At 66.3% G+C, this 11,592-nt stretch carries 11 protein-coding genes; 5 read left to right on the top strand and 6 right to left on the bottom strand.

Annotated features, from left to right (window positions below):
* Positions 1 to 142 precede the first annotated feature (142 nt).
* The 4 genes from rplI to rpsF form a co-directional block, all read right to left on the bottom strand.
* Complete coding sequence (gene rplI, locus ABZX90_RS14030; protein WP_351124292.1) at positions 143 to 589, bottom strand: 50S ribosomal protein L9; 447 nt, start codon at positions 587 to 589, stop codon at positions 143 to 145.
* An 18-nt stretch (positions 590 to 607) separates the two neighbouring features.
* A complete protein-coding gene (rpsR, locus tag ABZX90_RS14025; RefSeq protein WP_003949403.1) occupies positions 608 to 844 on the bottom strand; it encodes a 30S ribosomal protein S18 in 237 nt (78 codons plus the stop codon).
* A 57-nt stretch (positions 845 to 901) separates the two neighbouring features.
* Positions 902 to 1,519, bottom strand: a complete 618-nt coding sequence (locus ABZX90_RS14020; protein WP_351124289.1) for a single-stranded DNA-binding protein — start codon at positions 1,517 to 1,519, stop codon at positions 902 to 904.
* Positions 1,520 to 1,596: 77 nt separating this feature from the next.
* The gene (gene rpsF, locus ABZX90_RS14015; RefSeq protein ID WP_055610618.1) at positions 1,597 to 1,887 is read right to left on the bottom strand and encodes a 30S ribosomal protein S6; all 291 of its coding nucleotides are present in this window, start codon (positions 1,885 to 1,887) and stop codon (positions 1,597 to 1,599) included.
* Positions 1,888 to 2,175: 288 nt separating this feature from the next.
* On the opposite strand from rpsF, the gene ABZX90_RS14010 reads away from it, so the two are divergent.
* The 3 genes from ABZX90_RS14010 (at position 2,176) to ABZX90_RS14000 (ending at position 4,932) form a co-directional block, all read left to right on the top strand.
* A complete protein-coding gene (locus tag ABZX90_RS14010; RefSeq protein ID WP_351124285.1) occupies positions 2,176 to 2,487 on the top strand; it encodes a hypothetical protein in 312 nt (103 codons plus the stop codon).
* A gap of 163 nt (positions 2,488 to 2,650) precedes the next feature.
* Entirely contained in the window at positions 2,651 to 3,772 is a 1,122-nt protein-coding gene (femX, locus tag ABZX90_RS14005) for a peptidoglycan bridge formation glycyltransferase FemX (RefSeq protein ID WP_355204591.1), read from the top strand.
* A 128-nt stretch (positions 3,773 to 3,900) separates the two neighbouring features.
* Positions 3,901 to 4,932, top strand: coding sequence for an alanine racemase (locus ABZX90_RS14000; RefSeq protein ID WP_351124280.1), 1,032 nt, complete (start codon positions 3,901 to 3,903; stop codon positions 4,930 to 4,932).
* An 87-nt stretch (positions 4,933 to 5,019) separates the two neighbouring features.
* On the opposite strand, the gene ABZX90_RS13995 is transcribed toward ABZX90_RS14000, so the two are convergent.
* Together ABZX90_RS13995 and ABZX90_RS13990 are read right to left on the bottom strand one after the other, a co-directional pair.
* Positions 5,020 to 6,528: a glycosyltransferase 87 family protein gene (locus tag ABZX90_RS13995; RefSeq protein WP_355204588.1), complete on the bottom strand. Its 1,509-nt coding sequence runs from the start codon at positions 6,526 to 6,528 to the stop codon at positions 5,020 to 5,022.
* Between the two features lie 118 nt (positions 6,529 to 6,646).
* Positions 6,647 to 9,382 carry a transglycosylase domain-containing protein gene (locus ABZX90_RS13990; RefSeq protein ID WP_351124274.1) on the bottom strand — a complete coding sequence of 912 codons (2,736 nt, stop codon included), beginning with the start codon at positions 9,380 to 9,382 and terminating at the stop codon, positions 6,647 to 6,649.
* A gap of 374 nt (positions 9,383 to 9,756) precedes the next feature.
* Between ABZX90_RS13990 and ABZX90_RS13985 the strand changes: the two genes are divergently transcribed.
* Together ABZX90_RS13985 and ABZX90_RS13980 are read left to right on the top strand one after the other, a co-directional pair.
* Positions 9,757 to 10,440 (top strand): PadR family transcriptional regulator, encoded by a 684-nt coding sequence (locus ABZX90_RS13985; protein WP_351124271.1) that lies wholly within the window; start codon positions 9,757 to 9,759, stop codon positions 10,438 to 10,440.
* Between the two features lie 43 nt (positions 10,441 to 10,483).
* Positions 10,484 to 11,566, top strand: a complete 1,083-nt coding sequence (locus ABZX90_RS13980) for an inositol-3-phosphate synthase (protein ID WP_351124268.1) — start codon at positions 10,484 to 10,486, stop codon at positions 11,564 to 11,566.
* The last annotated feature ends 26 nt before the right edge of the window (positions 11,567 to 11,592 follow it).

Raw genomic sequence — 11,592 nt, 5'->3', positions numbered from 1 at the left:
TTTTATTTATTTACTGGTGTCCCCCCAACACACCCCCCCCCCGCCACACCCCCCCAAACCCCCCCCGGCCCGGGTTCCAAAACCCCCAGGGCCCCCCCCCCGGGGGGGGCGCCCCTTCTCTCAGCTATGCCGAGCGCTGCACTCAGGCAGCGACAACCTCGATGTTGACCTTGGCGGCAACCTCGGGGTGCAGACGCACGGACGTCTCGTGGGCGCCCAGGGTCTTGATGGGCGAGCCCAGCTCGATGCGGCGCTTGTCGACGTCGGGGCCACCGGAAGCCTTGATCGCCGAAGCGACGTCGGCCGGGGTGACGGAACCGAAGAGACGACCGGCGTCGCCGGAGCGAACGGCCAGACGGACCTTGACGCCTTCGAGGCGGGCCTTGATCTCGTTGGCCTGCTCGATGGTCGCGATCTCGTGGATCTTGCGAGCACGACGGATCTGCTCGACGTCCTTCTCGCCACCCTTGGTCCAGCGGATCGCAAAGCTCCGCGGGATCAGGTAGTTGCGAGCGTAGCCGTCCTTGACGTCAACGACGTCGCCCGCGGCACCGAGGCCGGAGACCTCGTGGGTGAGGATGATCTTCATTAGTCGGTCACCCTTCCCTTATCGCGCGGTGGACGTGTAGGGCAGCAGCGCCATCTCACGGCTGTTCTTCACAGCCGTGGCGACGTCACGCTGGTGCTGCGTGCAGTTGCCGGTCACGCGGCGGGCACGGATCTTGCCGCGGTCGGAAATGAACTTCCGCAGCATGTTCGTGTCCTTGTAGTCCACGTACGTGACCTTGTCCTTGCAGAACGCGCAGACCTTCTTCTTCGGCTTGCGCACAGGCGGCTTCGCCATGGTGTATCTCCTGTGTGATCAAGAAGTGGGAGTACGGCCCACCCTCGGCCCTGGGGCCTAGAAGGGGGGCTCGTCCGAGTAGCCGCCACCGGAACCGCCGGAACCGCCGGAGCCGCCGGAGCTTCCGCCCCAACCGCCACCGCCACCGCCGCCGCCCTGGTTGCCACCAGCGGGAGCGCTGGTCGCCCAGGGGTCGTCGGCGGGAGCGCCGCCGCCCTGCGGAGCGCCGCCGGAGCCACCGCCCCAGCCGCCGCCCTGCTGGCCGCCGCCACCGTTACCTCCGCCGCCGTAACCGCCCTGGCCGCTTCGGCCCGTGGTCTTGGTGACCTTGGCCGTGGCGCTCTTCAGGCTGGCGCCGACTTCCTCGACGTCCAGCTCGTAGACCGTGCGCTTGACGCCCTCACGGTCCTCGTAGGACCGCTGCTTCAGCCGGCCCTGCACAATGACGCGCATGCCTCGCTGGAGCGACTCGGCGACGTTCTCCGCCGCCTGACGCCAGACCGAGCAGGTCAGGAACAGGCTCTCGCCGTCCTTCCACTCATTGGTCTGACGGTCGAAGGTGCGGGGGGTGGACGCGACACGGAACTTCGCGACCGCCGCACCGGAAGGGGTGAAGCGCAGCTCGGGGTCGTCGACAAGATTGCCGACAACCGTGATGACGGTCTCGCCTGCCATGGGGGAACCTCTCGGCGGGTTTGCTGCTGGCTGCTGGTGCTGCTACTCGATGCCCGGGATCAACTGAGCTGGAGAGCTCAGTGGGTCTCGGGACGGAGGACCTTGGTCCGGAGGACCGACTCGTTCAGGTTCATCTGGCGGTCGAGCTCCTTGACGACCGCAGGCTCGGCCTGCAGGTCGATGACCGAGTAGATGCCCTCGGGCTTCTTCTTGATCTCGTACGAGAGACGACGACGGCCCCAGGTGTCGACCTTTTCGACCTTGCCGTTGCCCTCACGGACGACGGAGAGGAAGTTCTCGATCAGGGGGGCGACAGCGCGCTCCTCCAGATCGGGGTCGAGGATGACCATCATTTCGTAGTGACGCATGTGAAACCCACCTCCTTTGGACTCAGCGGCCACGGTCGTTCCGTGGCAGGAGGGTTGTGATGCGTACGCAACGGTATCGGCCGCCACTGACAATCGGGTCCGCCGATCGGTGAACCGAGCGGCAATCCCTGTCGTGACCTGGCCATGAGCCTGGGCAGACACCGGTGCAGAGGGTACAGACTACCTGCACACCGGCTTCCGGTTGAAATCCGACCGGGTTGGCCGTCAATCTGTACACATCGGGTGTGTATGGCGCTACGATGCGCCGCCTTCCGCAGGAGGTGCCCTATGGCACAGGTAATGCGACCCAGCACCACCGGCTCACTCTTCGCCACGGACGGCAAGCCTCATCCGCTCCAGGACACCTTGCTCGCGGTGACCCTGGTGTGCGGAATCCTGGCCTTCGTCACATCGTTCTTCGACAGCCTGCATCTGCTCAGCTCGTGGGCCGGTCTCGTCGGGATCCTCACCGGCGCTTACGGACAGTTCATCTCCGAGACGACCCGAGAGCGCTTCGGGCTGATCGTGGGACTCGGCCTCGCCGGCGTCGGCTTCTACCTCGGCTTGGCCAACGGAGGCCTGTTCGGCGGTGTGATCTGAGTCGAACGTCCGTTTTTCCCTGACCTCGGGGCGCTTCACACTCCCTCCCCGGGGTCCAGGTTCCATGCGGCCAGACGGGGCGCTCACAGGGCGCAGTAGGCTTCGGCGCGAGAGCCGGAGCCCTTGTACCCATGGGGACACACCAGCCCGAGGAGCGCCCCTAATGAGCCTGACCCTGAGGACCATCAGCCGAGAGCAGCATCTGGCATACATCCAGAGCCTGCCCGCGGCCAGCCACATGCAGGTCCCCGCCTGGGCCGACGTGAAGGCGGAGTGGCGCTCCGAGAGCCTCGGGTGGTTCGACGACAGGACCGGCCAGATGGTCGGTGCGGGCCTGGTGCTCTACCGCCAGCTGCCCAAGATCAAGCGCTATCTCGCCTACTTGCCCGAGGGTCCGGTCATCAACTGGTTCGCACCGAACCTCGACGACTGGCTGCAGCCGATGCTCGCGCATCTCAAGCAGCAGGGTGCCTTCTCCGTCAAGATGGGCCCGCCGGTGATCATCCGGCGCTGGGAAGCCACGTCCATCAAGGGCGGCATCCAGAACCCGGACGTGAAGCGCCTGCGGGACATCGAGGCCGACTTCATCGAGCCGCGCGCCTTCGAGGTGGCCGACAAGCTGCGCCGCATGGGCTGGCAGCAGGGCGAGGACGGCGGTGCCGGCTTCGGCGACGTCCAGCCCCGCTATGTCTTCCAGGTGCCGCTCGCCAACCGCTCCCTCGAAGAGGTCCACAGGAACTTCAACCAGCTGTGGCGCCGCAACATCAAGAAGGCCGAGAAGGCGGGCGTCGAGGTCGTCCAGGGCGGATACCAGGACCTGGAGGAGTGGCAGCGGCTGTACGAGATCACCGCCGTGCGCGACCACTTCCGGCCCCGCCCGCTGTCGTACTTCCAGCGCATGTGGACGGCCCTCAACACCGAGGACCCCAACCGCATGCGGCTCTACTTCGCACGTCACAACGGAGTGAACCTTTCGGCGGCGACCATGCTCGTCGTCGGCGGACACGTCTGGTACTCCTACGGCGCCTCGGACAACATCGGGCGCGAGCACCGGCCCTCGAACGCGATGCAGTGGCGCATGCTGCGCGATTCGTACGCCCTGGGAGCCACGGTGTACGACCTGCGCGGCATCTCCGACTCGCTGGACGAGACCGATCACCTCTTCGGCCTGATCCAGTTCAAGGTGGGCACGGGCGGCGAGGCCGCCGAGTACCTCGGCGAGTGGGACTTCCCGCTCAACAAGCTGCTCCACAAGGCGCTCGACATGTACATGTCGCGCCGCTGAACCGGCCCGAAACGCATACCGGGCCGCTGATCCAGCCCGGCATGGCCCCATCGGTCCGGCGAATCGGCGACAATTCCTTTTCATACCTCTGATACACCGCAGCCACGAGAAAGGTTCCGGGACCGGCCATGGCGCTCACGCTCTACGTCGACACCGCGCGCTGGCGGGCACACCACAAGCAGGTGTCCGAGCAGTTTCCGGGGCTGGTCCCCGTCTGCAAGGGCAACGGCTACGGCTTCGGCCACGAACGGCTCGCGGACGAGGCCACCCGCCTGGGCTCGGACATCCTCGCTGTCGGCACCACGTACGAGGCCGCCCGGATCAAGGACTGGTTCGGCGGCGATCTGCTGGTCCTGACGCCGTTCAGGCGGGGCGAGGAGCCCGTACCGCTGCCCGACCGCGTCATCCGCTCCGTGTCGTCCATCGACGGCGTGTACGGCCTTGTGGGCGCCCGTGTCGTCATCGAGGTGATGTCCTCGATGAAGCGGCACGGAGTGAGCGAGCAGGACCTGCCGCATCTGCACTCCGCCATCGAGAACGTCCGGCTGGAGGGCTTCGCGATCCACCTGCCGCTGGACCGCACCGACGGCTCGGACGCCGTCGAGGAGGTCATCGGCTGGATGGACCGCCTGCGTGCGGCCCGTCTGCCGTTGCACACGATGTTCGTGAGCCACCTCAAGGCCGAGGAACTCGCGCGACTTCAGCAGCAGTTCCCGCAGACCCACTTCCGCGCCCGTATCGGCACGCGGCTGTGGCTGGGGGACCACGACGCCACCGAGTACCGCGGGGCCGTCCTGGACGTCACACGCGTCTCCAAGGGCGACCGCTTCGGCTACCGGCAGCAGAAGGCGGCCTCGGACGGCTGGCTTGTGGTCGTGGCGGGCGGTACGTCGCACGGGGTGGGCCTGGAGGCTCCCAAGGCACTGCACGGCGTCATGCCGCGCGCCAAGGGCGTCGCACGCGCCGGCCTCGCGACAGTCAACCGGAACCTTTCTCCGTTCGTCTGGGCGGGCAAGCAGCGCTGGTTCGCCGAGCCCCCGCACATGCAGGTCTCGATCCTCTTCGTGCCCTCCGACGCCTCGGAGCCGAAGGTCGGCGACGAACTGGTGGCGCATCTGCGGCACACCACCACACAGTTCGACCGCGTCGTCGAGCGCTGACCCCCCGGTTCGACCCGCTCACAGCCGAAAGGCCGTACACGGACACCGTGTACGGCCTTTTTCGTGGCTCCTCCACACCCTGTTCGCTCAGAGCGAACGGTCTCCGGATGTCGTGTCCCGGCTGCCCCAGTCGACCTGGGGCAGCCCGTCGAAGTGCGCGGCGTGACGCGGCGGATGCGCGGCCGCGCCTAGAACGAAGGCATCCTCGGCGCCGTCCAGCAGCCCGCCCGACGGGTCGTCGTCCCCGGCTCGGCGCACCACGTCGCGCTCCGGCATGAAGATGTCCCGTACGACCACCGCGCACAGGTACAGCGTCCCCAACAGGTGAACGGCGATGGCGACTTGGTATCCGTCGGTCGGCAGGCCCTTATGGGCGTCCCCGCTGGTGGTGTACGCGAGGTACATCCAGATGCCCAGGAAGTACGCGACCTCGCACGCCTGCCAGATCAGGAAGTCCCGCCAGCGCGGCCGGGCCAGAGCGGCGAGCGGGACGAGCCACAGCACGTACTGCGGCGAGTAGACCTTGTTCGTGAGAATGAAGGCCGCGACGATCAGGAAGGCGAGCTGGGCGAAGCGAGGGCGACGGGGAGCGGTCAGTGTGACGGCGCTCAAGCCCGCGCAGATGACCAGCATCAGGATCAGCGCCCACGTGTTGGCCGCGTCGGGGGTGATCGTGATCTTCAGCCAATTCGAGATGAACAGGAAGACCGAACCGAAGTCGACACCGCGGTCGTGGCTGAAGGTGTAGAACTTCGCCCATCCCTCAGGAGCGAAGTACATGACCGGAAGGTTCACGGCCAGCCAGGCACCGACGGTACCGAGCAGCGCCGTTCCGAACTCACGCCACTTGCCGGCCCGCCAGCACAGCAGGAAGAGCGGCCCGAGGACCAGGAACGGGTAGAACTTGGCAGCCGTGGCGAGCCCGATCAGGACACCGAAGGCCAGGGGACGTCCCCGCGACCACATGAGCATCGCGGCGGCCAGGAGGGCCACGGCGAGGAGATCCCAGTTGATGGTGGCCGTGAGCGCGAAGGCGGGTGCGAGGGCGACCAGGAGGCCGTCCCAGGGGCGACGCCGGTGGGTGCGTGCCGCGCATACGGCGATGACCGCCGCGCACACCATCAGCATCCCCGCGTTGACCATCCAGTAGGTCTGCTCCTGGTCCTGGATGCTCCCGCTGCCCGGAGTGAGCCAGGCAGCAACCTCCATGAACACGCCGGTCAGCACCGGGTACTCGAGGTAGTCCATGTCGCCGGGGAGCTTGTCGAAGTACGGCACAAGGCCGTCGGCGAAACCCCGCCCCTGGTAGAGGTGCGGGATGTCCGAGTAGCAGGCGTGCGTGTACTGCGAGCTGGCTCCGAAGAACCAGCCGCCGTCGTAGCAAGGCAGCTTCTGGACCATGCCGAGGGCGAACATGCCGATCGCCAACAGCGCGACGACCCGCACGGGCGTCCACCAGGACGTCCCGAGCAGGGCCCGCCGCCCGATGGGTCCACCGATCAGCTCGCTGCCGCTGGCGGCGACCTCGTCATCCTTGGTCGGCCGCACCAGCTCCGGCTCGTGCACGCTCGCTCGCGTCGTCTCTGCACTGGGCATGCCGCACATCCTGCCGTACGCGTCTAGGAATAGGCCGAGGGCCGCCCCACCTGGTCGGTGTGGCGGCCCTCGTTTCACGTGAAACGGTGTGTTTCACGTGAAACACACACGGAGGCGGCTATCCGTTCGGTCCTCCGAAGAGGCCTCCGTTGCCGTTGCCATTGCCTCTAGTGGTACTGGTGCTGGTTGATGCCGACGGTGAAGTGCTTACTCCTCCGTCGGTGCCACCGGTGTCGGTACCGCCGGTGTCCGTACCGCCGGTGTTGGTCCCACCGGTGTTGTTGCAGGTGAAGTCGAACTTCTTGCAGGTCTCGCTCGCCGAGGGCGAAGGAGACGTCAAGGTCGCGCTGGGTGTCGGAGTCGGCGACGGGCTCTCGCTCTCGGTGACCGAGGGCGTCGGCGTCGGGCTCGGGGTGTCGTTGAGGACCACACCGATGTCCTCGGGCGTCGGGAAGGTCTCCACCTTCTCGCCCTTGAGCGCCACCTCCATGTAGTCCCGCCAGATCTGAGACGGGAACGAAGCACCGTGGATGGTCTTCTCGCCGCCCGTGCCGTACATCTGCAGGAACTCGCGATTCTTCTTGGTCTCGTCGTCGTCCAGGCGGTACATGCCGATCGCCGTGGCCAGCTGGGGGGTGTACCCGACGAACCAAGCGGACTTGTTGCCGTCGGTGGTACCGGTCTTGCCGGCCACCTCGCGGCCCTTCAGCTGGGCGTTGGTACCGGTGCCCTTCTCGACCACGGTCTTCAGAACATCGGTGACGTTGTCCGCGACCGCCGAGGTGAAGGCCTCTTTGGTCTTCTTGACCGTGTCGTGCTGGAAGACGTTGCCGTCCTTGTTGGTCACCTTCTCGACCGAGTACGGATCCCGCTGCTGGCCGCTGGCCGCGAAGGTGGCGTACGCGCCGGCCATACGGATCGCACTCGGGGAGGACGTACCCAGGGAGAACGACGGGAACCTGGAACTGGCGAGGCTCGACTCCTTGATGCCCGCGCTCAGGACGGCGTCCTTGACCTTGTCCAGGCCGACGTCCATGCCCAGCTGGACATAGGCGGAGTTGACGGACTCGCGCATCGCCTCACGCAGGTCGATGTTGTAGCTGGGCGGGTTGTACGACTGCTGGCCGTCGTTCTGCTGCAGCCACTCCTTGCCCTTGTCGTCCGTCCAGTCGGTTCTGTTGTAGTCCTTGATCTTGAGCTTGTTCTTGCCGCTGTAGAAACTCTTCGGAGAGACCTTCGTGCGCTCGTCCTGTGACTGGGACGGGTCACCGTCGGGATTCCGAACACCCCAGGACATGGCAGCCGCCAGGACGAAGGGCTTGAAGGTCGAACCCACCTGGGCACCGGTCTGGTCGGCGTTGTCGGTGAAGTGCTTGGTCGCGTCCACACCGCCGTAGATGGCCTCGATCGCACCGCTGTCCGGGTTCACGGACGCTCCGCCGAACTGGACGTACTTGTCCGTCTTCGGGCGCAGCTTGGGCTTGATGTTGGCCTTCTGCACCTTCTTCACCGCGTCTTCGAGCGCCTTGACCTTCTTCCTGTCGAAGGTCGTGTGGATCTCGAGGCCACCCTGCCGAAGCTTGGTCTCGGTGATTCCGGTCTTGTCGCTGTTGTTGATCAGGTACGAGTTGGCCAGGTCGACCAGATAGCCGACCTGCCCGCTCAGGGCGGCATTGGACCGCGGACTCTTGATCTCGGGGAACTTGGTGTACTTGTCCCGCACCGCTTGGCTCAGGCGGCCGTCCTTGACCTCTTCAGTGAGGATCCACCGCCAGCGAATCTCGGCGCGCTCGCGGTTGGCCTGAGGTGTGGCGGACGGGTCGATCGACTGCGCGCCCGCGGGGTCGTAGTACGTGGCGCCCTTGAGTACCGCCGCCAGGAAGGCGCACTGGCTCGGGTCGAGGTCGTTGGCGTCCTCGTCGAAGTAGGCACGCGCCGCGGCCTGGATGCCGTAGGCGTTGCGCCCGTAGTAGGCGGAGTTCAGGTAGCCGGCCATGATCTGGTCCTTGGGCACCTTGGCCCCGACCTTGATGGAGACGAACAGCTCCCTGAGCTTGCGGGAGACCGTCTGCGACTGGTCCTCCAGCATCGCGTTCTTCACGTACTGCTGGGTGATGGTGGAGCCACCCTGCGTCTGACCGCCCTTGGCCATGTTGACGAAGGCACGGGCGATACCCATCGGGTCGACGCCACTGTCGGTCTCGAACGTCTTGTTCTCGGCCGACATGACCGCCCACCGCATTTCCTTGGGGATCTGCGTGTAGCCGATGATCTGGCGGTTGGTCTCACCACCCGTGGCGACCATCTGGGTGTTGTCGGCGTAGTAGTAGACGTTGTTCTGCGCCCTGGCGGTCTCACCGACGACCGGGATGCCGACCAGGGCGTACGCGACGCTCGCGGCTGCGACGAGGCTGCCGCAGAAGCCGATGAACAGGCCCGTCACGAGCTTCCAGGACGGCACCCAGCGTGCGGCGCCGTACTTACCGGCGCGCGGGTAGTCGATGATGCGTTTCCGGGCAGGCTCGGGAGCGCGGCCGCGGCCGCGCCCTGGCCCGCTCGGGCCCGGGGGACCACCACGCCGGCCTCCCCCTCCTCCGGGGCCGCCCTGTCCCGCGCCGTCGGCAGCTCTGCGCCTGCCTCCGCCGCTCCCTCTCTGTGTGGCGCGCCGTGCCTCGGCACGGCTACCGAACGGGCTCTCTGTACCCCCCGAGTCATAAGAATCGGAAGGAGACCCGCTGGCGCCTCGCGGTGTCTCGCGGCGGCCTGCGGACGGCCCGGGCTGTGGCTGGCCGCGCCGGGCCGCGGCACGTCCGCCGCCCTGCGGCTGCGGCGGTTTGCGACGGTGCTCGCTCATCGAACGATTACTCCTCGGGCAGGCGCACCTTTGCGCGCCTGGAAACGGCGGCTGGTTTCCGGTCCCCCCGAAGTACGGATGCGGTCGTTTGCGCATTCACCCGTACAGCACCAAAGACGTTGACGTTCTCAGGCGTCACTCGGTTCCCGGTGGTGTGCATGCCGCACAGACTACGCACCGCCAAAACCCACCTAGCACCGAAGTTCACCCCAAATCAGGCAACTTGCTTCGTATGAATCGGTGATGTGACGCCGTTCACTCCGCTCCCTCTTGTCGCATCCTCACGGTCCATCTATCGTGCTGATGTATCGAGTCGATACATCAGCGCGGCATAAAGACCGGGCTGACGAGGCAGCGACAGGGAGGAGGCGACGATGAGCCGGCGTTCCGGGATCCTCGAGTTCGCTGTACTCGGCCTGCTCCGCGAGTCCCCGATGCACGGCTATGAGCTGCGCAAACGACTCAACACGTCACTGGGTGTGTTCCGTGCCTTCAGTTACGGAACGCTCTACCCCTGCCTCAAGACGCTGGTCGCCAACGGCTGGTTGATCGAGGAATCAGGATCCACACCCGAAGACGCCCTCACGGCAACACTCGCAGGGCGTCGCGCCAAGATCGTCTATCGATTGACGGCGGAAGGTAAGGATCACTTCGAGGAACTTCTCGCGCAGACGGGTCCCGACGCATACGAGGACGAGCACTTCGCCGCTCGCTTCGCCTTCTTCGGGCAGACGTCACGCGACGTACGCATGCGCGTACTGGAGGGTCGCCGCAGCCGTCTGGAGGAGCGCCTCGAGAAGATGCGCGCCTCGCTGGCGCGCACCCGGGAGCGCCTCGACGACTACACGCTTGAGCTCCAGCGCCACGGAATGGAGTCCGTGGAGCGCGAAGTGCGCTGGCTGAACGAGCTCATCGAGAGCGAGCGGGCCGGACGGGACGTCAAACGTCCCGCCTCCGACGGCTCCGCTCAACAGGACAGCACATCTGGAGAGACGGGCGGCCTGCCCCGGCACCGGGACAGCACCCGGCCGGATCCGTCCGACGACACCGCCACGTGAGGCCCATTCGGGGTTTCACCGATATACACAGGGAGCAACCGGAATGGGTTCGGTTCGCGTAGCCATCGTCGGCGTAGGCAACTGCGCCGCCTCGCTGGTTCAGGGCGTCGAGTACTACAAGGACGCCGACCCGGCGGCCAAGGTACCCGGCCTGATGCACGTCCAGTTCGGCGACTACCACGTCGGTGACGTCGAGTTCGTCGCCGCGTTCGACGTCGACGCGAAGAAGGTCGGCCTCGACCTCTCCGACGCCATCGGTGCCAGCGAGAACAACACCATCAAGATCTGCGACGTCCCGAGCAAGGGCGTCACGGTCCAGCGCGGTCACACCCTGGACGGTCTCGGTAAGTACTACCGCATGACCATCGAGGAGTCCGCCGAGACCCCGGTCGACGTGGTCCAGGTCCTGAAGGACAAGCAGGTCGACGTCCTCATCTGCTACCTGCCCGTCGGTTCCGAGGCCGCGGCGAAGTTCTACGCCCAGTGCGCCATCGACGCCAAGGTCGCCTTCGTCAACGCCCTCCCGGTCTTCATCGCCGGCACCAAGGAGTGGGCGGACAAGTTCACCGAGGCCGGCGTCCCGATCGTCGGCGACGACATCAAGTCGCAGGTCGGCGCGACCATCACGCACCGTGTGATGGCGAAGCTGTTCGAGGACCGCGGTGTCCGTCTTGAGCGCACGATGCAGCTCAACGTCGGCGGCAACATGGACTTCAAGAACATGCTGGAGCGCGACCGCCTCGAGTCCAAGAAGATCTCGAAGACGCAGGCCGTCACCTCGCAGATCCCCGACCGCGACATGGGCGAGAAGAACGTCCACATCGGTCCCTCGGACTACGTGGCCTGGCTCGACGACCGCAAGTGGGCGTACGTCCGCCTCGAGGGCCGCGCCTTCGGCGATGTCCCGCTGAACCTGGAGTACAAGCTCGAGGTCTGGGACTCCCCGAACTCGGCCGGCGTCATCATCGACGCCCTGCGCGCCGCGAAGATCGCCAAGGACCGCGGCATCGGCGGCCCGATCCTCTCCGCGTCGAGCTACTTCATGAAGTCCCCGCCGGTCCAGTACTTCGACGACGAGGCCTTCGCCAACGTCGAGAAGTTCATCAAGGGCGAGGTCGAGCGCTAAAGCACAGTTTCGTGCTTGCTGTTGAG

The organism is Streptomyces sp. NPDC002935 (assembly GCF_040611295.1).
Taxonomy (GTDB): domain Bacteria; phylum Actinomycetota; class Actinomycetes; order Streptomycetales; family Streptomycetaceae; genus Streptomyces.
The sequence above is the reverse complement of the archived record's forward strand: the minus strand, read 5'-3'. Positions and strand labels throughout refer to the sequence as shown.